Raw genomic sequence first — 22,049 nt, forward strand, 5'->3', positions numbered from 1 at the left:
TATCCGTTTAAACCCAGGCAAGGTCGCGCCGGATACCCGGCGCGACACTCAATCCTCTTACGCGTACAGCGGGTTGACCTTGTCGGCATCGATGCCGTACTTGGCGATGGCCTCGGCCACAACCTGCTTGTCTACCTCGCCGCGCTTGGCCAGTTCGGTCAGGGCTGCAACCACTACGTAGAACTCGTTCACTTCGAAGTGACGACGCAGGTTGGCACGGCTGTCGGAGCGGCCGTAACCGTCGGTACCCAGTACACGGTAGTTCTCGGTCGGAACGAAGGCACGCACCTGATCGGCGAAGGACTTCATGTAGTCGGTCGCGGCGATGGTGGCTTCGGAACCCAGTACCTGAGCGATGTAGGGCACACGCGCTTCGGCGGTCGGGTGCAGCATGTTCCAGCGATCCGCGTCCTGACCGTCACGAGCCAGTTCGTTGAAGGAGGTGACGCTGAACACGTCGGAACCCACGCCGTACTCGCTGGCCAGGATCTGGGCGGCAGTGCGCACGTGACCCAGGATGGAACCACAACCCAGCAGCTGTACCTTGGCCTTGGTGCCGGCCACGGTTTCCAGCTTGTAGATACCCTTGCGAATGCCTTCCTCGGCGCCTTCCGGCATGGCCGGCATGGCATAGTTCTCGTTCAGGGTAGTGATGTAGTAGAACACGTTCTCCGGGTTCTCACCGTACATGCGGCGCAGGCCGTCCTGTACGATCACCGCCACTTCATAGGCGTAGGACGGGTCGTAGGAGATGCAGTTCGGGATGGTGTTGGCCAGGATGTGGCTGTGACCATCTTCGTGCTGCAAGCCCTCTCCGTTAAGAGTGGTACGACCGGAGGTCGCGCCCAGCAGGAAGCCACGGGCTTGCTGGTCACCGGCTGCCCACGCCATGTCGCCGATCCGCTGGAAGCCGAACATGGAGTAGTAGATGTAGAACGGGATCATCGGGCAGTCGTTGGTGCTGTAAGAGGTCGCAGCAGCCAGCCAGGAGGACATGGCGCCCAGCTCGTTGATACCGTCTTGCAGAACCTGACCCTGCTTGTCTTCCTTGTAGTAGGAGACGATGTCGCGGTCTTGCGGGGTGTACTGCTGACCGTGCGGGCTGTAGATACCGATCTGGCGGAACAGGCCTTCCATACCGAAGGTACGGGCTTCGTCAGCCAGGATCGGGACGATGCGCTTGCCGATGGACTTGTCTTTCAGCATCACGTTCAGGGAACGCACGAACGCCATGGTGGTGGAGATTTCGCGCGCCTGTTCACCCAGCAGCGGACCGAAGGCATCCAGCGCCGGGATTTCCAGCTTGGTGGTGCTCTCGCGCAGACGGGTCGGTACATAGCCCTTCAGTGCGGCACGGCGGGCGTGCAGGTACTTGTGCTCTTCGGTACCCTCTTCGATCTTCAGGTACGGCAGGTTTTCCAGCTGCTCGTCGGTGACCGGCAGGTTGAAACGATCGCGCAGGTGACGCACGGAGCCCAGATCCATCTTCTTGACCTGGTGAGCGATGTTCTTGCCTTCGGCCGCTTCGCCCATGCCATAACCCTTGATGGTCTTGGCCAGGATCACGGTCGGCTTGCCCTTGGTCTGTGCAGCCTTGGAGAAGGCGGCGAACAGTTTGCGGGGGTCGTGACCACCGCGGTTCAGGGCGAAGATCTCCTCGTCGGTCATGTCTTTGACCAGCGCAGCGGTTTCCGGGTAACGGTTGAAGAAGTGCTCGCGCACGTAGGCACCGTCACGGGACTTCATGGTCTGGTAGTCACCGTCCACGGTCTCGTTCATCAGCTGGATCAGCTTGCCGGAAGTATCTTTCTTCAGCAGCTCATCCCACTTGCGACCCCAGATGACCTTGGTCACGTCCCAGCCAGCGCCGGCGAACAGACCTTCCAGCTCGTTGATGACCTTGCCGTTGCCGACAACCGGACCATCCAGACGCTGCAGGTTGCAGTTGACCACGAACACCAGGTTGTCGAGCTTTTCACGCACGGCAACGGTCAGGGCACCCTTGGCTTCCGGCTCGTCCATCTCGCCGTCACCCAGGAAGGCGTAAACGGTCTGCTCGGAGCAATCCTTGATGCCACGGTCGGTCAGGTACTTCAGGAAACGCGCCTGATAGATGGCGGCGATGGGGCCCAGACCCATGGAAACGGTCGGGAACTGCCAGAATTCCGGCATCAGTTTCGGGTGCGGGTAGGAAGGGATACCCTTGCCATCCACTTCCTGACGGAAGTTGTCCAGCTGCTCTTCGGTCAGGCGACCTTCGGCGAATGCACGGGCATAGATGCCCGGGGAGATGTGACCCTGGAAGTAGACCAGATCGCCACCGTCCTTCTCGTTGCGGGCACGGAAGAAGTGGTTGTAGCAGACTTCATAGATGGTCGCGGAAGAAGCGAAGGAAGACATGTGACCACCCAGGTCCAGGTCCTTCTTGGAGGCGCGCAGCACGATCATCATGGCGTTCCAGCGGATGATGGCGCGAATGCGGCGTTCCATTTCCAGGTCGCCCGGGTAGGCCGGCTCGTCGCTGGACGGGATGGTGTTGATGTAGTCGCGGTTTGCCTTGGCAGCCACGTCCACACCGCTTGCGCGGGCTTTCTCGGCCAACTGTTCAAGGATGAACTGAGCGCGTTGCGGACCCTCTTCACGCAGCAGGGATTCCAGAGAGGCAAGCCACTCCAGCGTTTCTATCGGGTCCACATCGTTCTTCAGGATATCAGACATGGCTGGTTCCTATGTTGTTGTGATTGCACGGCATTGCACGGCGAAGGGCGCAAGCATTCGACAATTAAGAAAGCCTTGTGGGATTAGTTTTCCTGCTGACGGATCCGACGCATGGATCGCTGGATCCGGCTGTCTTCCCTCTGCATATCCAACAAGGTGTCCTCGATAAAGGCCAGGTGCTCATGACAAGCAGCCCTGGCCCGCTCCGGAGCCCCCGACAGGATAGCCTCGATCAGGCTCGCACGATGGCGACGGATCTTGGCGACCACTCCCGGACGGCGATTCAAAATTTCGTTATTGCGTAAAATGTTCTGCTCGAGCATGGGGCCCATGGCCCGCAACAGGTGCAGCAGCACCACGTTGTGGGAGGCCTCGGCCACGGCCAGATAGAACTGGGTCACGGCGGCCGATTCGACCACCAGCGACCCTTGCTGACCGGCTTCTTCGATGGCGGCTTGCGCCAGGCGAATCCGTTCGAAATCAGCCTCGGTGCCCCGCAGCGCCGCATAGTAGGCACAGATGCCTTCCAGCGCGTGACGAAACTCCAGCAGGTCGTACTGGGCTTCCGGGTGAGTGCTGAGCAGTTCGAACAGGGGGTCGGCGATCCCCTTGCTCAGGGCATTTTGTACGTAAGTGCCACCGCCCTGACGACGATACAAGAGTCCTCTCGCTTCCAGGCGCTGGATGGCTTCGCGCAAGGAAGGGCGCGACACCTGAAACTGGATGGCGAGTTCCCGCTCGGGCGGCAACTTCTGGCCAGGCTGCAGGCTGCCTTCCAGAATCATGCTTTCCAGCTCGGCGACAATGGCGTCGGCCAGCTTGGGCTGAGTTATCTTGATATAGGGCATGAGGCTACTTTGTTAAATTGGTATTACCAATTTTATGGTTGGGGCGAAAATTAGCAGAGGGCTTGAAAAAAGTCCACCCAAAAGATGATCTGAATCAAGAAGCTCGATTGCCACTTTGGGGGTAAAAACGCGAAATCATGATATAGCTCATAGAAAATGGTCTGACCAATATTTGTGAGCTTGCTCACCGATAACATTTGTTCAACAGCATGAAAAATGGCTTGCCAGACAAGGCAAGCCATTGATTCTAAAAACACAAAATAATTTTTAGATTTTTCACTCAAAGTGAAGCTTTTCCCGATAGCGAGGCCATTCGAAACTGTCACCCGGATCCGTCTTGCGGCCCGGCGCGATGTCGCAGTGGCCGACAATACGGTCCGCCGTGATGGCGGGATAACGGTGAACAATCGCCCGGCTGAGGTCCGACAGTACCTCGTATTGCTTGTCGCTGTAGGGAAGCTCGTCGGTCCCTTCCAGTTCGATCCCGATGGAAAAATCGTTGCACGCCTCCCTCCCCTCCCAGCTCGAGACTCCCGCATGCCATGCCCTGGCGCCAAAAGGCACGTACTGTACCAGTTCCCCATCGCGGCGGATCAGGCAGTGGGCCGAGACCCTCAGTTGATGAATACCGGCGAAATAGGGGTGAGCACCGGGATCGAGCCGCCCCAGAAACAGATCGTCGATAAAGGGGCCACCAAACTGCCCCGGGGGCAGGCTGATGCCGTGTATCACCAGCAAGGAGACATCCTCCGGGCTGAGCCTCTCATTGTGATGGGGGGAAGGCACCTTGCGGGCCTGCTCGCACCATCCTTCTCGATCGATGGAAAACAGGGTTGTGGGTTGTGTCATCGTCTGCTCGACTCACAATGGGGAGAGGGACGCCATGAATTGTGCTCGCCGCCGCAAGAAACCGGAAACAAGCCTCTGAATCCATGGGTAAAGCTGTGTTAGGCTGAGCCATCACCTGCAAGGCACTGGATCCCATATGCACCCGATGGCACGCCGTCTCTGGCTGCTGGCCTGGCTCTCGCTGCTGAGTCTGCTGACCCTCTACTTCTATTCCAGCGCCAAACCCAGCGTGACCGCCAACGGGGAGCTGCTGCTCAAGGCCGATGCCAGCGGTCACTATCGTCTGGAGGGTGCCATCAACGACCAGCCGGTGCAACTGCTGCTGGACACGGGGGCCACCCGGGTAACCATACCGAGCCAGGTGGCGTCACGCCTCGGTCTCGTCGCCACCGGTAGCAGCCTGGTCAATACGGCGGCGGGCCAGATCCAGGTTCAGACCGGCCGGATCGAAAGCCTGGCGATGGGTCCGCTGACCCTGTACGATTTGTCCGTCTTTATCAATCCGGCTGCCGACGGGGAGGAGATCCTGGTGGGCATGAATGCCCTGGGCCGGCTGGAATTACGTCAGAAAGACAGGCAGTTGCTTCTCAGACCCTTGCAGGAATAAGGCATGTTACAACAGGACATCCGCCGCGCCGTGCGCGCCGCACTACTCGAAGACTTGGGCGATGCCCTCACCACACTGGATCAACCGGATGCCAGCGCCGATATCACCGCCCAGCTGATCCCGGCCGACCGCATCTCGACGGCGCGGGTCATCACCCGCGAGGCCGGCGTATTCTGCGGTCAACCCTGGGTCGACGAGGTGTTTGCCCAGCTCGGCGGCGAGGTCAAAGTGGAGTGGAAGGTTCAGGATGGCGAGCGCCTCTCCCCCAATCAGGAGCTGTTTCGCCTTCACGGCCCGGCCCGGGTGCTGCTGACCGGCGAGCGCAATGCCCTGAACTTCGTGCAAACCCTGTCCGGCGTCGCCACCCTGACCGCCCGCTACGTGGCCGAGCTGGAGGGCACCGACTGCCGCCTGCTCGATACCCGCAAGACCCTGCCAGGCCTTCGCAGCGCCCAGAAGTATGCGGTCACCTGCGGGGGCGGCAAGAATCATCGCATCGGGCTTTATGATGCCTACCTCATCAAGGAAAACCACATCCTCGCCTGCGGCGGCATAAGCGAAGCCATCACAGAAGCGCGCCGCCTCAACCCGGGCAAGCCGGTGGAAGTGGAGGTGGAGTCCCTGGCCGAGCTGGAGCAGGCGCTGGCAGCCAGGGCTGACATCGTGATGCTGGACAACTTCGACGTGCCCATGATGAAAGAGGCGGTAGCCCTCAATCAGGGCCGCGCCAAGCTGGAAGTCTCCGGTAACGTCACATTGGAGACGCTGGCCGACTATGCGGCCACCGGCGTCGACTTTATCTCGGTGGGCGCCCTAACCAAACACGTGCGGGCGCTGGACCTCTCGATGCGCTTTATGGAAGACGTTGCCGAGGGCTGAGCGCGTCAAACCTGTCATTTGGCCCAGAAATATTACAGGGCTCGAAACTTGCAAAAGGCGCCATCGGCGCCTTTTCTTTATGCAGGATCCCACGACATAAGGAGTGTGAAGATGGGCCCTCCCCAACCTTGAACAGCGTCAATGGAAACCATTTAATCTTTGATTTTTCTATAATTTTCACTAAATGACAGAAAAGTGGTTAACAAGGGCCCTGCCTCTGTTGCCAACCCGAAGCGCTCGGATAAGATACTGCGTGTGGATAGAATTCCACCGGTACTTCTCAGGACACATGGAAAAAAGGATATTTGACATGAAAAAACAGTCAGGGTTCACGCTAATCGAATTGATGATAGTGGTCGCGATCGTCGCCATTCTGGCCGCCATCGCCCTGCCGGCGTATCAGACCTACACCAAGAAAGCGAAGTTCTCGGAGGTTGTCGCTTCAACTGGCTCATTTAAATCAGCTATTGAAGTGTGTGCTCAAACCACAGCGGCCGCTAACGGAACCTTATCCACTTGTGATGCAGGTACAAATGGTGTTCCTGCCAATATTTCAGCCGCGAATGGAAATGTCGCATCAGTCACAGTTGATGCAGCTAACAACCGGATTACGGCAACAGCCGTCAACACCAACGGACTGAGTGGTGAAACATATATTCTGCTCCCAACAGTTCAGAGTGGGAAAGTTAATTGGGCTGCCAACCCATCTGGTGCAGTGGGTTCTTGTGTAGCGGCCGGTATCTGCTAACGCATGACCTCAAGTCCCAATAGCGGCCTAGCAACCAGCCTGGCCGCTTCTTCCCTCCTCAGTGAGCTGGACTCACAGCGCTATCTGAGCCAGGCCAAGGCGCAGCGCAAGCCCTTTGTCACCTTCCTGATTGAAAACGACATCCTCGACAGCAAAGCCCTCGCCGATTTCTGCGAGCTGGAATATGGGGTACCTCTACTGGATCTGGCGGCCTTCGATCTCGCCGAGATCCCGCAGAAATACCTCAATCAAAAGCTGATTGAAAAGCACCATGTCCTGCCCATCTACACCCAGGGGCATACTCTCTATATCGCCATGTCCGATCCGACCAATGTGTCGGCTCTGGAGGATTTTGGCTTCAGTTTTGGCCTGCACACGGAAGCCCTGCTGGTCGAAGAGAGCAAGCTGACCGCCGCCATCGGCAAGCTGATGGAGAGCGAGCAGGATAGCCTGGGCATGGATCATATCGACGAGGCCGAGATCTCCGAACTCGAGGTCTCCGACGAGAGTTCCCGCCTCGACGAGAGCGTCAACACCGCGGACGATGACGCCCCCATCGTCAAATACATCCACAAGATCATGATGGATGCCATCAAGCGCGGGGCCTCCGACCTACATTTCGAACCCTACGAGACCAAGTACCGGATCCGCTTTCGGGTAGACGGCATACTGCACGAAGTCGCCACGCCGCCGGTCAACCTGGCCAACCGCTTCGCGGCTCGCCTCAAGGTGATGGCACGGCTCGACATTGCCGAACGGCGCCTGCCCCAGGATGGCCGGATCAAGCTCAAGATCTCACGCAACAGATCCATGGACATGCGTGTCAACACCCTGCCCACCATGTGGGGCGAAAAGATCGTGATCCGGTTGCTGGACTCCTCGGCCGCCCGGCTCAATATCGATCAGCTCGGCTTTGACGACCGGCAGAAGACGCAATACCTTCACGCCCTCTCCAAACCTCAGGGCATGATCCTGGTGACCGGCCCGACGGGGTCAGGCAAGACGGTCTCACTCTATACCGGCCTCAACATCCTCAACACCAGCGAGGTCAATATCTCCACCGCCGAAGATCCGGTTGAGATAAACCTGCCCGGCGTCAACCAGGTGCAGATCAATCCCAAGGCGGGGCTCACCTTCGCCAGCGCCCTGCGCTCCTTCCTGCGCCAGGATCCCGACATCGTCATGGTAGGGGAGATACGGGATCTGGAAACCGCCGAGATCGCCATCAAGGCCGCCCAGACCGGTCACCTGGTGCTCTCCACCCTGCACACCAACTCGGCGGCAGAAACGCTCACCCGGATGATGAACATGGGGGTGCCGGCCTTCAACATCGCCTCTTCGGTCACCCTCATCATGGCCCAGCGCCTTGCCCGCAAACTCTGCGATCACTGCAAGGCGCCGGAAGTGGTGCCGGAAGCCGAGTTGCTGGAGCTGGGCTTCACCCAGCAGCAACTGGCCGCTGGTTTGCGGCTGTTCAAGCCCGTGGGATGCAAGGAGTGCTCGGGAGGCTACAGAGGCCGGGTCGGCATCTATGAGATCATGCTGATGTCCGACAACATCGCCAAACTCATCATGCAGGGAGCCAACTCGCTGCAGATTGCCGCGATAGCCCAGAAGGAAGGGATGCGCACCCTGCGTACATCCGGCCTCGAGAAAGCGCGTCTTGGCGTCACCAGCCTGGCCGAAATCAACAGGATCACCACCAACTGAGTTCGCAGTGCCCGAGTCATCTCGCCGGGTGAAGCCGCTGCCATCACCCCGATGACCTTCTTCAAGCCAAGATGAGCCGGACAGGCAGCAGCATCCGGCCACCGTCGCCCAATTGCAGGATGCAGTGATGGCCACATTAGCTCAAAAACGCAACGCACCGAAAAAAGTCTTCTCCTACCGCTGGCACGGCGTCAACCGCAAGGGACAGAAGGTCTCAGGCGAGCTGCAAGCCGACAGCATCACCACCGTCAAGGCCGAGCTGCGCAAGCAGGGCGTCAACGTCACCAGGGTCAGCAAGCAGAGCCAGGGGCTCTTCTCCAAGGGCGGCGCCAAGATCAAGCCGATGGACATCGCCGTCATCTCCCGCCAGATCACCACCATGCTCTCCGCCGGCGTGCCTCTGGTGCAGAGTCTTCAGATCATTGCTCGCGGCCACGAGAAAGCGGCGGTGCGCGAACTCATCGGCCAGATCGCCGCCGATGTGGAAACGGGCACCCCGCTCTCGGAGGCGTTGCGCCGCCATCCCCGCCACTTCGACGACCTCTATTGCGACCTGGTCGAGGCCGGAGAGCAATCCGGTGCCCTGGAGACCATCTACGACCGTATCGCCATCTACCGCGAGAAGAACGAAGCCCTCAAATCCAAGATCAAGAAGGCCATGTTCTATCCGTCCATGGTCATTCTGGTGGCCATCGTCGTCACCTCCATCCTGCTGCTCTTCGTCATTCCCCAGTTCGAGGATATCTTCAAGAGCTTCGGTGCCGAGCTGCCCGCCTTTACCCGGTTCGTCATCGCCATCTCCCGCTTTATGCAGGAGTGGTGGTACGCCATCTTTGGCGGCGCGGCTCTCGCCGTCTTCCTCTATGTGCGGGCCTGGCGAAAATCCCAGAAGGTCAGGGACAACACGGACAAGTTCATCCTCACCATTCCCGTGGTGGGCAACATACTGCACAAGGCGGCCATGGCCCGTTTTGCCCGCACCCTCTCTACCACCTTCTCCGCCGGTATCCCGCTGGTGGATGCCCTGGTCTCGGCGGCCGGAGCATCCGGCAACTATGTCTATCGCACTGCGATCATGGCCATTCGCAACGAGGTGGTGGCCGGCATGCAGATCAACGTCGCCATGCGCACCGTGGATCTTTTCCCCGACATGGTGACCCAGATGGTGATGATCGGTGAGGAATCCGGCGCCATCGACGACATGCTCTCCAAGGTCGCCGCCATTTTCGAACAGGAGGTGGACGACATGGTCGACGGCCTCACCAGCCTGCTCGAACCCATCATCATGGTGGTGCTCGGGGTGCTGGTCGGCGGCATGGTCGTGGCCATGTACCTCCCCATCTTCAAGCTGGGCTCTGTGATACACTGACCCCCTCGACAGAGGGCCGGGCGGTGCATTTCCCCCGGCCATCTGTCATCCCCGTTCCCGACACAAGCGATTGATCTATGGTGCCTTTGATCGAACTGGCCCAGGGCTTGCCCTGGCTCTATCTCTCCTTGATTTTCCTTTTCTCCCTGATGGTGGGCAGCTTCCTGAACGTGGTGATCCATCGCCTGCCCATCATGATGGAGCGGGCCTGGCATGCCGAATACAGCGACTATTTCGGTGACGATGAAGAGACTCCTCCTGCAACCGGACGATACAACCTCATGGTGCCTCGCTCCCGCTGCCCCCACTGCGACCACCCCATAGGGGCACTGGAGAACATTCCCCTGCTGAGCTGGCTATGGCTCAGGGGGCGCTGCCGCAACTGCCACGCCCCCATTTCGGCTCGCTATCCCCTGGTCGAGCTGCTCACCGCCCTGCTGTCGGTCTCGGTAGCAGCCGCGCTTGCCCCCGGCTGGGGCACCCTTGCCGCTCTGTTGCTCACCTGGACATTGGTCGCACTGACCTTCATCGACCTGGACAAGATGCTCTTGCCGGATCAGCTCACCCTGCCCCTGCTCTGGGGTGGCCTGCTGTTCAATCTGGCGGGCGGTTTCGTGCCCCTGGCCGATGGGGTGGTCGGCGCCATGGCTGGTTATCTGGTGCTCTGGAGCCTCTACTGGGCCTTCAAGCTGCTGACCGGCAAGGAAGGGATGGGCTATGGCGACTTCAAACTGCTGGCGGCACTGGGCGCCTGGCTGGGCTGGCAAGCCTTGCCCATCGTGCTGCTGCTCTCTTCGCTGGCGGGCGCCATCATCGGCATCAGTCTCATCCTGCTGCGCAACCACCACCAGGGCAAACCCATTCCCTTTGGCCCCTATCTCGCCATCGCGGGCTGGATAACGCTGCTGTGGGGCGATAGCATCACCCGCTGGTATCTTGATGTCGTGCTCTAGCAAAAGGATCTCTGACCCATGTATGTAGTCGCAATCACAGGGGGAATCGGCAGCGGCAAGACCACGGTTGCCAACCGCTTTGCCGAGCTGGGCATCGAGGTGGTGGATGCGGACATCATCGCCCGCGAGGTAGTGGAGCCCGGCACCCCTGCTCTGGCTGCCATCGCCGCCCATTTTGGCCCGGATGTCGTTGCCCCCGATGGCCAGCTCGATCGCCGCCGGCTGCGAGAGCGGATCTTCACCGATTCGCAGGCCAAGGAGTGGCTCAATGCCCTGCTCCATCCCCTCATCCGCACCGAGATGCTGCGCCAGTGTGCGGCAACCCGCTCCCCCTACTGCCTGCTGGTCGTCCCCTTGCTGGTGGAAAACAGGCTCACTTCCCTCGCCGATCGGGTACTGGTGATCGATGTGGACGAAGCGACGCAAATCGAGCGTACCTGCCGCCGCGATGGCGTCAGTCGGGAACAGGCCCAGGCGATACTGGCGTCCCAGGCGAGCCGCAGCGAGCGCCTGGCGATGGCCGACGACGTCCTGGACAACCAGAGTGGTACGAGTGAGACCATCTGGCAGCGAATTTTCGCCCTGCACCAGACATATCTGGCATTTGCCTCTCAACAAGCCCACCAACTGTGAGTACACTAGGCCGGTTTATGGCTGGCCAGGATTAGGCATGATTTACGATTTTCCCCTCAATGAAAAAAGCCGGACCTATCTTCGTCTGGAGTCCCTGTTTTCCCAGATCCGCGACAATCTGGAGAGTGACCAGTCCTGGGCACATATCGCCTTCTTCAAGGGGTTGTTCGATTTGCAGGAGTTGCTGGAGCGTGGTGACCTGCGTGCCGATCTCATCAAGGATCTGGAGCGCCTCGGCCAACGCCTGAGCCACTGGGCCAGTCTGCCTGACGTCGATCTCGAGCAGATCCAGCGGATGCAGCAGGAGAGTACCCAGCTCTCCCGCAACCTGCTGAACTCCCCGCGCCCCGGCGCCCGTCTCAAAGAGGATCGCCTGCTCGGCTCCATTCGTCAGCGCTTCTCCATTCCGGGTGGTCTGTGCGCCTTCGATGTGCCGCAACTGCACCACTGGCTGGCGACCCCGGCCGTTACCCGCCACCAGCAGATGCAGCAATGGCTGAGTGACATCACCCTGCTGATGAACGCCATCTCCCTGTTGCTGCGCCTGTGGCGCGAGTCGGGCAACTTCAGCGACCAGGTGGCCACCAACGGCTTCTTCCAGGATACCGCCGAAGGGGCTGAACTGATCCGCATCCGTCTGGCGGGCACCCAGCCCTGCTATCCGACCCTGAGCGGCCACAAGAACCGCTTCGCCCTGCGCTTCCTGCCGACGACGGAACAGCAGATAGGCGACGTTTCCTTCCAGCTCGCCTGTTGTTGAGGAGCGCCCCATGGTGACCAAGGTAAAGTGTCCGACCTGTCAGAGCGAGATCGAATGGGGTCCGCAGAGCCCGTTTCGCCCCTTCTGCAGCAAGCGCTGCCAGCTGATCGACCTCGGCGAGTGGGCGGATGAACAGAAGCGCATCCCGGGCGAGATCAACCCGGATCTTCTGCCCGACCCGGAACAGGGCGATCCCTGGCAATAAACACTTCACGATCAAAAAAGGGCCCTCAGGCCCTTTTTCGTTGGTATCGATTCCCTTTCAGGCTAGCGAGGCCTGCAACCGCGCGACGATGGGGCCGTTGGCATCCGGGAAGCGGTATTCGTGCAGCGAGGCCAGTGGCACCCAGCGGCACTCCTGCCCCTCCTTGCCAAAGGGCTCGCCGTGGAAGCGGGTCACCTTCCAGATATCCAGCAAGACCTGCTTGTCGGGGTAGTCGTGGTGCAGCTCCATGAAGGGGGCACAATCCTGCACCCGGATCCCGATCTCTTCCCACAATTCCCTGTCCAGCGCGGTGAGCAGATCCTCCCCCGACTCCACCTTGCCACCGGGAAACTCCCAGCGATCCCCCTGATGGCGATCGGCTGAGCGTTTGGCGATGAAGATATCGCCCCGTTCGTTCTCGATGACGCCCACCGCCACCCAGATCCGTTTCTTCTGTTCCATCATTGTCCTCAGCGTAAACACGGCAAACGGGCGATCCAGGGGGCAAGCCGAATGGCCTGCTGATCCCCCCGGGCCCTGAAGAGATCCTGCCCGACATGCTCATTGCCCGGCGGCGCAACCTGCGGCCAGGGCACCGCACCGGGCGGAGTGAAACAACGATCGTGTACCCGTGCGCTCTGGCGCAGATAGCGCCATAAACAGTCTCGCAAGAACCACTGGTCGATGTTCGGTGTTTCCATGGTACTGGGCTGATAGCTCGCCATCAGCGGCGCAAGGGGAGGCAGCACACCGGCCACACCGCCCCACATGCCGGCCAGCACCAGATCGGTGTGGCTCCACCAGTCACGCATGATATGGAACCAGCGCCCCGATGCAAGCCAGTCATCGACCGCCAGCCGCTCCCGCAGATTCAGCACGGAGTCCGCATCGCGCACAAGGAAGCGCCCCACTCCGGGATCATTGGCGACCTGGAAGCGCCAGCATAGGCGCTGACGCTGGGATTGACCATCGGGCTGCACCTTTATCTCGGCGCCATGTTCCTGCAGGCAGGCCAGAAACCCCTGAGGGACACTGCCATCCACATAGAAGCGCACCCGCCAGCCCGGATAGAGGTAAGCTGCGGCCAGCACATTGTCGAGCGCTCCCCGCAAATAGCGAGGCTGTGCTCCCCACAAGGAGAAGGCGATGACTGCCTGCTTGTCCCCCTGCTCCGCGAGCCAGACATCCGGCCCCTCTGCCGGCAGCACCCACCCCGCGACAGGCTGCGAGACGGCCTCATCCTTGAGAGTCAGGGCACGGGTTCCCGCTTGTACCGCTTCTTCATGGCGTCCTAGCTTGGCAAGGGAAGTGCAAAGCCCGTCATGGACCAGATAATCATCCGGCTCGCGCCGCACCAATTCGGCCAGGTGCGTCACGGCCCGCTCATGCTGATCGGAGCGCGAGAGGCAGACACAGAGATTGCGCAGCACCTCAGTGTTATCGGGCGCGGACCGGTACGCCAGCGTCAGCACCTGTGCCGCCGAAGCGGGATCGCCGGACAAAAATAGGTAATAGGCAAACTGCAGTTGCAGGGGAACGGATTTGTTCGTCTCTGCGTTCAGCCTGCTCAGCACACAACGGATCGCCTCCTGGCGTCTCTCCTGCAGCCAGTGCCCATGTGCCTCCCCATCCCATCCCGCCGGCAATCTGCTCATCGTCCCCTCCTTGGTCCGAAAATGAATACACCGCCCGGAGGCGGTGTATTCATCATGGCAGGGTGTCAGGTCAGCTGACCGTGACAGTGTTTGTATTTTTTACCCGAACCACAGGGGCAAGGATCGTTGCGCCCGATCTTCTGCTCGTCGCGCACGAAGGTGGTATGGCCCTCGGCCCCACCTGTTTCCTCGTCAGCCAGCTGGTTTTCGGCCGTGGCATGGGTGTAGGTACGGGGAGCGGCTTCGGCCTGCTGGCGCTGCTGCTCTTCCATCGCCTCCACATCCCGCTCCTGCACCTGTACCCGGCTCAGGATGCTGACCACGTCGCGCTTGAGGGTCTCCAGCATCTGGGTGAACAGATCGAAGGATTCGCGCTTGTACTCCTGCTTGGGGTTCTTCTGTGCGTAGCCGCGCAGATGGATGCCCTGGCGCAGGTGATCCATGGCCGCCAGGTGCTCCTTCCACAGACCATCCAGCGTTTGCAGCATCACCGCCTTCTCGAAGTTGCGCAGCACCTCCTTGCCGACCAGCTCTTCCTTGTGGGCATAGAGCTTGGTGGCTTCATCCAGGATGCGTTCGCGCAGCTTCTCTTCATACAGCTTGTCGTCTTCCGCCAGCCACTGCTGCAGCGGCAGATCCAGGGCGAAATCGGACTTCAGACGCGCTTCCAGACCCGGCACGTCCCACATCTCTTCCAAGGATTGGGGCGGGATGTACTCATCGATGATGGCCCCGTAGACGTCGTCACGGATGACGTGAATGGTTTCGGAGATGTCGTTGGTGTCCAGCAGTTCGTTGCGCTGCTCGTAGACCACCTTGCGCTGATCGTTGGCCACGTCGTCAAACTCGAGCAGGTTTTTACGGATGTCGAAGTTGCGACCTTCCACCTTGCGCTGGGCATTCTCGATGGCCTTGGTCACCCAGGGATGCTCGATGGCTTCGCCCTCTTCCATGCCCAGCTTCTTCATCATGCCGGTCACGCGGTCGGAGGCGAAGATCCGCATCAGGGTATCTTCCATGGAGAGGTAGAAGCGGGAGGAACCCGGATCACCCTGACGACCGGAACGGCCGCGCAGCTGGTTGTCGATACGGCGGGATTCGTGACGCTCGGTACCGATGATGTGCAGGCCACCGGCCGCCAGTACTTCGTCATGACGCACCTGCCAGGCCGCTTTCAGCTCGGCAATCTGCTCGCTTGACGGGTTTTCCAGCTGGGCGATCTCCGCCTGCCAGTTGCCGCCCAGCACGATGTCGGTACCACGACCGGCCATGTTGGTGGCGATGGTGACGGCGCCGGTCTGGCCGGCCTGGGCGACGATCTCCGCTTCCATGGCATGGAACTTGGCGTTCAGTACCTTGTGCGGGATATTTTCCTTGGTCAGGATGCCGGAGAGCAGCTCGGAGTTCTCGATGGAGACGGTACCGACCAGCACGGGCTGGCCGCGCTTCACGCACTCGCGAATGTCCTGCACGATGGCCGCGTATTTCTCCTGGGCGGTCAGGTAGACAAGATCGCCCATGTCCTTGCGCACCATCGGCTTGTTGGTCGGGATGACCACGGTATCCAGGCCATAGATCTGCTGGAATTCAAAGGCTTCGGTATCCGCAGTACCGGTCATGCCCGCCAGCTTGTCGTACAGACGGAAGTAGTTCTGGAAGGTGATGGAGGCCAGGGTCTGGTTCTCGTTCTGGATCTTGACCCCTTCCTTCGCCTCGACCGCCTGGTGCAGACCGTCTGACCAGCGACGACCCGGCATGGTGCGGCCGGTGTGCTCATCGACGATGACGATCTCGTCCTTCTGGACGATGTAGTCGACGTTGCGCTCGAACAGGGTGTGCGCACGCAGGCCGGCATTGACGTGATGCAGCAGGCTGATGTTGGTGGCGGAGAACAGGGAGTCATCCTCGGCCAGCAGTCCCTCTTTCTTGAGCAGCTCTTCCACGAAGATCTGGCCGTTCTCGGTCAGCAGCGCCTGGCGGTTCTTCTCGTCCACCGTGTAGTGGCCGTCACCGGTGTACTCCTCGGAGTCTTCCTTGTCCTGCTTGACCAGCAGCGGGATCAGCTTGTTGATCTGGGTGTACATGGCGGAGCTGTCTTCCGCCGGACCGGAGATGATGAGCGGAGTACGGGCTTCATCGATGAGCACCGAGTCCACCTCATCCACCAGCGCGTAGTTGAGCGGGCGCTGTACGCGCTGCTCCGGCGAGAATGCCATGTTGTCGCGCAGGTAGTCGAAACCGAATTCGTTGTTGGTACCGTAGGTGATGTCGGCAGCGTAGGCATCGCGCTTCTGGGACGCATCCATGCCGGGCACGTTGCAGTCCACCGTCATGCCGAGGAAGGCGAACAGCGGGCGGTTGGCTTCCGCATCACGCTTGGCCAGATAGTCGTTCACCGTCACGACGTGCACACCGCGGCCGGTGAGGGCGTTCAGGTAGGCCGGCAGGGTGGCCGTCAGGGTTTTACCTTCACCTGTCTTCATTTCGGCAATGCGGTTGGAGTTCAGCACCATGCCACCGATCAGCTGGACGTCGAAGTGACGCATGCCGAACACACGGCGGGAGGCTTCACGGACGGTGGCGAACGCTTCCGGCAGCAACTGCTCCAGTGTTTCGCCCTGCTCCAGACGCTGACGGTACTCGGCGGTCTTCGCCTGCAGTTCCTGATCGGACAGTGCCTCGAACTGAGGCTCCATCGCATTGATTTGTTTTACAATTTTGCGCAAAGCCTTGAGCGTTCTGTCGTTCCGGCTGCCGATAATCTTGGTGAGCAGTGTGCTAATCATGGGTACCAACTGTTTTGGTTATATAAGCGTTCCGTCACTGGAACCTGAAGAAAAAACCTAACCCCGTCTGGCATTCAGAAAGCGCGCGGGGTTGACCTGACGACCATCTTTCAACACTTCGTAATGCAAATGAACTCCGGTTGCACGACCGGTTCGCCCCATCAGGGCAATCTTCTGGCCCTCATCGACCAGGGTGCCCACATCCACCAGTAACTTGGAATTGTGGGCATAGCGGGTGACCAGACCATTGCCATGGTCAATCTCCACCATGTTGCCAAACTCCGGATGGCGCCCCGCCCAGCTGACAATCCCCTTGCCTGTCGCCAGGATGGGGGTGCCGGGCCTGCCGCGGAAATCCACCCCTTTGTGCATCTTGGCGCGACCGTTGAACGGATCGACCCGCCCACCGAAACCGGAGGAGATCCAGACACGCTCCTGTTTGACCGGTGAGCCGGGGATGAAACCCGCATCGGTGATATGGTGGTTCATGATGAAGGATTCAAGTACCGACAGCTGTTCTTCGCGGCTGCTGAGCTGACGGCTGAGGTGTTCCATGGAATCTTGCAGTTCACCCAGGCTGACTTCCAGGTCTGCATCATAGGAAGGGCCACCCATCGGGGGCAGCTCCTTGAAGTTGAACTCCTCGGGATCGAGGTCCGCCTTCTCGGTCAGGCGCTCGCCGAGGGCGTTGAGGCGACCAAGTTGTCCCTGCATGGTGCCCACCTGGGCGGCCAGCATGGCAAGCTGTTCGCGGGCTTCATCGGCCCCTTGCGTGGATTTTTGCTGCTGCGCCAGGGTCAGCGCCACTTCCAGCGCCTCCATTTTCTGCTGCCAGCTCTGCCAGAGCCAGCCGCCCCCCAAGGCCAATACAGTGAAGAGAATACCGCCGACCCAGGCCAGACGTTGTTTGGGTAAGTGCAACCTGCGGCGCTGCTTACCGTGGAGGATCAGGGTAATGCTCATAGAAATCTGTCTTCTCGGTCAGGTGAGGCCAAGGGCCTGCACGGGCAATAAAACCGGGAGATAATCGGTATTAAAGAATGGAATAAACAAATGACAGGACGTCGGTGCGGAGAGATGACCGACGTCCTGTTGCACAGCTATCAGGCCAGAACCAGACCGTTGTCGTAGTAAGCGATGGGCGCTTTGTCGCCCTCACCCTCGAAGGTCACCAGTTCCCAGGCCTCCTGCTGGGCCAGCAGGGCACGCAGCAGCTTGTTGTTCAGGGCATGGCCCGTCTTGTAGGCACGGAATTCACCGATGATACTGCGATTGCACATGTACAGATCGCCGATGGCATCCAGCATCTTGTGCTTCACGAACTCGTCTTCGTAGCGCAGACCATCTTCGTTCAGCACCCGGTAGTCATCCAGCACCACGGCGTTTTCCAGGCTGCCGCCCAGTGCCAGGTTCTGGGAACGCAGGTACTCGATATCACGCATGAAGCCGAAGGTACGGGCACGGCTGATCTCTTTCACGAAGGAGCTGCCGGAGAAGTCCAGCACGCAACGCTGGTTGCGGCCTTCAAACACCGGATGCTGGAAATCGATCTCGAGATCCATCTTGAAGCCGTTGCGATAGGGGTGGAATTCCGCCCACTTGTCGCCGTCTTCAACCCGGATGCTCTGCTTGATCCGCACGAACTGCTTGGGTGCGTTCTGTTCACGAATACCCACTTCCTGCAGCAGATAGATGAACGGATGCGCACTGCCGTCCATTACCGGGATCTCGGGAGCATCAACCTCGACATAGAGGTTGTCGATCCCCATCCCGGCCAGAGCGGCAGACAGATGTTCGATGGTCGACACGCGAACACCGGCTTCGTTCACCAGAGCGGTACAAAGCACGGTATCACGCACCTGATCGGCGTTGGCTGGCAGCGCGACCACAGGATTCAGATCGGTACGCAAGTAAACGATCCCTGTGTTAACAGGCGCCGGACGGAACGTCATTGTGACTTTCCGGCCCGAATGCAGACCCACACCGGTGGCCTGGACACTCGTTTTCAAGGTTCTTTGTCTAATCATGGGCGTATCCGCTTTAACAGCTCAAATTCCTGACCAGATGGTCGTTGCCGGGCCATCTTAGCACAATCCTTAAGCAACAAACAAACCAGAGCCATCAGAGGCTTAGTCTGCCTGCTTGCGCAGGAACGCAGGAATATCGAGATAATCCGGTTCGCGACGAGCTTGCGGCTCGGCGTTCACCACCTTGGCCGGGGCCTCTTCCATCACGCGAGACTGCAGGGCTTCGCTGATCAGGGGCTGACGGGCCGGACGCTCTTGAACCATGTTGTTCTTGACCAGGGTGATGTCGGGCTTGCGCTCGGCACCGATACCGGTCGCCACTACGGTAACGCGCAGTTCGTCGTGCATTTCCGGGTCGATTACGGTACCCACCACCACGGTGGCGTTCTCGGACGCGAAGGCCTTGACCGCGTTACCCACGGTCTCGAACTCTTCGATGGTCATGTCCATGCCAGCAGTGATGTTGACCAGGATGCCGCGGGCACCGGCCAGATCCACGTCTTCCAGCAGCGGGCTGGAGATGGCCTTCTCGGCCGCTTCTTCGGCACGGTCGTCACCGGAGGCGGAGCCGGTACCCATCATGGCGGTACCCATCTCGCGCATCACGGTCCGCACGTCCGCGAAGTCGACGTTGATGAGGCCCGGGCGGGTGATCAGTTCGGCGATGCCCTGTACTGCACCCAGCAGTACATCGTTGGCCGCCTTGAAGGCGTCCAGCAGGGAGATGCCGCGACCCAGTACCTTCAGCAACTTGTCGTTGGGGATGGTGATCAGGGAGTCGACGTTCTTGGAGAGCTCTTCGATGCCGTGAGCGGCGAAGCCCATCCGCTTCTTCCCTTCGAAGGAGAACGGCTTGGTCACGACGGCAACGGTCAGGATACCCATCTCGCGGGCCACTTCGGCCACGATCGGTGCAGCACCTGTACCAGTACCACCACCCATGCCGGCAGCGATGAACACCATGTCGGAACCGGTCAGCAGCTCGCGCAGCGCTTCCCTGTCTTCCATGGCGGCGTCACGACCCACTTCCGGGTTGGCCCCGGCACCCAGACCCTTGGTGATGCCACCGCCGATCTGCAGGGTTGTGTTGGCGCTGGAGTTGCGCAGTGCCTGGGCGTCGGTGTTCACGGTGATGAACTCGACACCCTCGATGTTTTGACGAACCATGTGCTCGACTGCGTTGCCGCCGCCGCCACCCACACCTATCACCTTGATGACGGCTTCGTCAGTGTGGCTATCCATAAATTCAAACATGTTGTCTCTCCGCTTTATTTGCCTGACTCAGCAAAATCTTTAGAACTCGCCACGCAACCAGTTGCTGACCCGTTTGACCAGCCCACCTACGCTTGCCTTGGCGGCATATTCCTTGTTACTGCCGGTGGATTGGTTGGTGCGGCCGTACTGCAACAACCCGACCGCAGTCGAGTACACCGGTGCCTGTACGTAGTCACTCAATCCCCGGATATTCATGGGCTCGCCCACCCGGACCTGGCTCTGGAAGATCTGCTCTGCGCACTCCACAATGCCTTCGATCTGGGCCGCGCCACCGGTCAAGACCACACCGGCGGCCAGCTGATGCTTGACCCCCTGTGCCTTCAATTCGCTCTGCACCCGCACCAGCTCGTCATTCACCATGGAGAGCAACTCGGTGTAACGGGGTTCAATCACTTCCGCCAGTGTCTGCCGTTGCAGGCTGCGCGCCGGGCGACCGCCGACACTGGGCACTTCGATATTGTCTTCCTTGCTGACCAGGCGGCCGAGGGCGCAGCCGTAGCGCACCTTGATCGCCTCCGCATCCAGCGGCGGCGTGCCGAAGGCATAGGCGATGTCGCTGGTCACCGTGCTGCCGGCATAGGGAATCACCTTGGTGTGACGCAGGGCGCCGCCGGTAAAGAGCGACATGTCCATGGTGCCGCCACCGATGTCCACCACGCAGACACCCAGCTCCTTCTCGTCTTCGGTCAGCACGGCGTAGCTGGAGGCCAGGGCGGAGAAGATCAGCTGATCCACCCGCAGACCCACCTTCTCCACACACTTCTCGATGTTGCGCGCCATGTCGTTGTGGCAGGTGATGAGATGCACCTTGGCTGCCATCCGCACGCCGGAGAGGCCGACCGGGTTCTTGATCCCTTCCTGATAGTCGATGGCGAACTCCTGGGGCAGCACGTGCAGCACCCGCAGCTCGTCAGACAACCGCACCGACTTGGCGGTGTGGATGACGTTGTCCACATCCTCCTGGGTCACCTCTTCGTCGGAGATGGGCACCATGCCGGTCTCGTTGCGGCAATCGATGTGCTTGCCGGACAGCCCCAGATAGACGGAACTGATCTGGCAGTCTGCCATCATCTCGGCCTCTTCCACCGCGCGGCGCAGGGACTTGACCACGGAGTCGAGGTCATTGACCCCGCCCTTCTCCATCCCGCGAGAAGCGTGGCTGCCCATGCCGATGACATTGAGTTCGCCATCAGGCAATACTTCGCCAACCAGTACCGCCACCTTGGTCGTGCCGATATCCAGTCCGACAATCAAATTTCTATCTGCGGTGTTGGTCATTCACTTTCTCTTCGCTTTTCTTCCAGCCAACTGCCATCCCGGTGTCGTATCGAAGATCCACGTAAGCAACCCGCTCACGGGGCTCGATGACCGGAAAGGCATCGATAAACCGCTGCAGACGAAGCGCGATATCCGAGCGCCCCACAAACAGCTGAATGTTGCCATCCAGGGTCAGTTCCCAGGCATGGCGGGGGGTCAGATTCACCCCCAGCAACTTGTATCCCTTGGCCGCCAGCAGCGTTTCGTACTGATGGCTGGCTTCCAGCACCTTGGCGGCCTGATCATCGGGCCCGGACAACTGCATCAGGGGCTTCTTCACCCTGTCCGGGGCACTGAATACCTCACCCTTGGTGTTGACGAAGCGGTTGCCGTTCCAGCGAGCCGCCACATCCTGTTCCGTGAGATAGACCTTGATCTTGTTCGGCCACTTCTTTCGTACCGAGACCTGGGCCACCCAGGGCAGAGCGTTCAGACGCGCCTGCAATTCGTTCACATCCAGCTCGAAGAAGTTGCGAAGTTCGGCACCATCCAGCACGGCAGCACGCAACTCATCGGCCTTCAAATATTCGTGTTGCCCCTGCAGCAACAGCTCGCTCATGGGCAACCGACTGGCATCCGTCAGCCAGTCTTTAACATCCAGCGCAGTCTGGTAGAGCCCCCACATGACCAGGATGAAAAATGCCACCCCGGCGATGAAGCCCCCCTTGGTGCGCCCTTGTGCCCTTGCCTCCACCCGATCGATCCCCGTA

General features: G+C 60.0%; 20 protein-coding genes. 9 read left to right on the forward strand and 11 right to left on the reverse strand.

The window, feature by feature from the left end:
- Nucleotides 1-57: 57 nt before the first annotated feature.
- The 3 genes from aceE to ampD all read right to left on the reverse strand — a co-directional run bounded on the left by aceE (nt 58) and on the right by ampD (nt 4,415).
- The gene (gene aceE / locus AB5Y68_RS07525; RefSeq protein WP_039040509.1) at nt 58-2,718 is read right to left on the reverse strand and encodes a pyruvate dehydrogenase (acetyl-transferring), homodimeric type; all 2,661 of its coding nucleotides are present in this window, start codon (nt 2,716-2,718) and stop codon (nt 58-60) included.
- Nucleotides 2,719-2,801: 83 nt separating this feature from the next.
- Complete coding sequence (pdhR, locus tag AB5Y68_RS07530; RefSeq protein ID WP_010675815.1) at nt 2,802-3,566, reverse strand: pyruvate dehydrogenase complex transcriptional repressor PdhR; 765 nt, start codon at nt 3,564-3,566, stop codon at nt 2,802-2,804.
- Between the two features lie 276 nt (nt 3,567-3,842).
- Nucleotides 3,843-4,415, reverse strand: a complete 573-nt coding sequence (gene ampD, locus AB5Y68_RS07535) for a 1,6-anhydro-N-acetylmuramyl-L-alanine amidase AmpD (protein ID WP_039040507.1) — start codon at nt 4,413-4,415, stop codon at nt 3,843-3,845.
- A 136-nt stretch (nt 4,416-4,551) separates the two neighbouring features.
- Here ampD and AB5Y68_RS07540 point away from each other — a divergent pair, with 136 nt between their 5' ends.
- From AB5Y68_RS07540 to yacG, 9 genes are all read left to right on the forward strand, one after another.
- Nucleotides 4,552-5,022, forward strand: a complete 471-nt coding sequence (locus tag AB5Y68_RS07540) for a TIGR02281 family clan AA aspartic protease (RefSeq protein ID WP_039040506.1) — start codon at nt 4,552-4,554, stop codon at nt 5,020-5,022.
- A gap of 3 nt (nt 5,023-5,025) precedes the next feature.
- Nucleotides 5,026-5,901 carry a carboxylating nicotinate-nucleotide diphosphorylase gene (gene nadC, locus AB5Y68_RS07545; protein WP_039040505.1) on the forward strand — a complete coding sequence of 292 codons (876 nt, stop codon included), beginning with the start codon at nt 5,026-5,028 and terminating at the stop codon, nt 5,899-5,901.
- A 310-nt stretch (nt 5,902-6,211) separates the two neighbouring features.
- Nucleotides 6,212-6,649, forward strand: a complete 438-nt coding sequence (gene tapA, locus AB5Y68_RS07550) for a type IVa pilus major pilin TapA (protein ID WP_039040504.1) — start codon at nt 6,212-6,214, stop codon at nt 6,647-6,649.
- A gap of 3 nt (nt 6,650-6,652) precedes the next feature.
- On the forward strand, nt 6,653-8,359 hold the full coding sequence (tapB, locus tag AB5Y68_RS07555; RefSeq protein WP_039040503.1) for a PilB family type IVa pilus assembly ATPase TapB: 1,707 nt from the start codon (nt 6,653-6,655) through the stop codon (nt 8,357-8,359).
- Between the two features lie 127 nt (nt 8,360-8,486).
- The gene (locus tag AB5Y68_RS07560) at nt 8,487-9,728 is read left to right on the forward strand and encodes a type II secretion system F family protein (protein WP_039040502.1); all 1,242 of its coding nucleotides are present in this window, start codon (nt 8,487-8,489) and stop codon (nt 9,726-9,728) included.
- A gap of 77 nt (nt 9,729-9,805) precedes the next feature.
- Nucleotides 9,806-10,681 (forward strand): A24 family peptidase, encoded by an 876-nt coding sequence (locus tag AB5Y68_RS07565; protein WP_039040501.1) that lies wholly within the window; start codon nt 9,806-9,808, stop codon nt 10,679-10,681.
- A gap of 18 nt (nt 10,682-10,699) precedes the next feature.
- Nucleotides 10,700-11,314 carry a dephospho-CoA kinase gene (gene coaE / locus AB5Y68_RS07570; RefSeq protein WP_039040500.1) on the forward strand — a complete coding sequence of 205 codons (615 nt, stop codon included), beginning with the start codon at nt 10,700-10,702 and terminating at the stop codon, nt 11,312-11,314.
- Nucleotides 11,315-11,351: 37 nt separating this feature from the next.
- The gene (zapD, locus tag AB5Y68_RS07575; protein WP_010675825.1) at nt 11,352-12,074 is read left to right on the forward strand and encodes a cell division protein ZapD; all 723 of its coding nucleotides are present in this window, start codon (nt 11,352-11,354) and stop codon (nt 12,072-12,074) included.
- Between the two features lie 10 nt (nt 12,075-12,084).
- Complete coding sequence (gene yacG, locus AB5Y68_RS07580) at nt 12,085-12,279, forward strand: DNA gyrase inhibitor YacG (RefSeq protein ID WP_039040499.1); 195 nt, start codon at nt 12,085-12,087, stop codon at nt 12,277-12,279.
- 57 nt (nt 12,280-12,336) lie between these two features.
- Here the strand turns inward: yacG and mutT are convergent, their stop codons facing one another.
- From mutT to AB5Y68_RS07620, 8 genes are all read right to left on the reverse strand, one after another.
- Nucleotides 12,337-12,741, reverse strand: coding sequence for an 8-oxo-dGTP diphosphatase MutT (mutT, locus tag AB5Y68_RS07585; RefSeq protein ID WP_171864957.1), 405 nt, complete (start codon nt 12,739-12,741; stop codon nt 12,337-12,339).
- Nucleotides 12,742-12,749: 8 nt separating this feature from the next.
- A complete protein-coding gene (locus tag AB5Y68_RS07590; protein ID WP_039040497.1) occupies nt 12,750-13,934 on the reverse strand; it encodes a tetratricopeptide repeat protein in 1,185 nt (394 codons plus the stop codon).
- 65 nt (nt 13,935-13,999) lie between these two features.
- Nucleotides 14,000-16,720, reverse strand: a complete 2,721-nt coding sequence (gene secA / locus AB5Y68_RS07595) for a preprotein translocase subunit SecA (protein ID WP_039040496.1) — start codon at nt 16,718-16,720, stop codon at nt 14,000-14,002.
- 57 nt (nt 16,721-16,777) lie between these two features.
- Entirely contained in the window at nt 16,778-17,683 is a 906-nt protein-coding gene (locus AB5Y68_RS07600) for a M23 family metallopeptidase (protein WP_039040495.1), read from the reverse strand.
- Between the two features lie 140 nt (nt 17,684-17,823).
- Nucleotides 17,824-18,747: a UDP-3-O-acyl-N-acetylglucosamine deacetylase gene (gene lpxC / locus AB5Y68_RS07605; RefSeq protein WP_010675831.1), complete on the reverse strand. Its 924-nt coding sequence runs from the start codon at nt 18,745-18,747 to the stop codon at nt 17,824-17,826.
- A gap of 102 nt (nt 18,748-18,849) precedes the next feature.
- The gene (ftsZ, locus tag AB5Y68_RS07610) at nt 18,850-20,001 is read right to left on the reverse strand and encodes a cell division protein FtsZ (protein ID WP_005305686.1); all 1,152 of its coding nucleotides are present in this window, start codon (nt 19,999-20,001) and stop codon (nt 18,850-18,852) included.
- Nucleotides 20,002-20,040: 39 nt separating this feature from the next.
- Entirely contained in the window at nt 20,041-21,300 is a 1,260-nt protein-coding gene (gene ftsA / locus AB5Y68_RS07615; protein WP_010675832.1) for a cell division protein FtsA, read from the reverse strand.
- Nucleotides 21,281-22,033 (reverse strand): cell division protein FtsQ/DivIB, encoded by a 753-nt coding sequence (locus tag AB5Y68_RS07620; protein WP_029314839.1) that lies wholly within the window; start codon nt 22,031-22,033, stop codon nt 21,281-21,283. Before AB5Y68_RS07620 ends, ftsA begins: the two co-directional genes overlap by 20 nt.
- Nucleotides 22,034-22,049 lie beyond the last annotated feature (16 nt).

The organism is Aeromonas sp. R6-1, assembly GCF_040908165.1.
Classification (GTDB): domain Bacteria; phylum Pseudomonadota; class Gammaproteobacteria; order Enterobacterales; family Aeromonadaceae; genus Aeromonas; species Aeromonas caviae.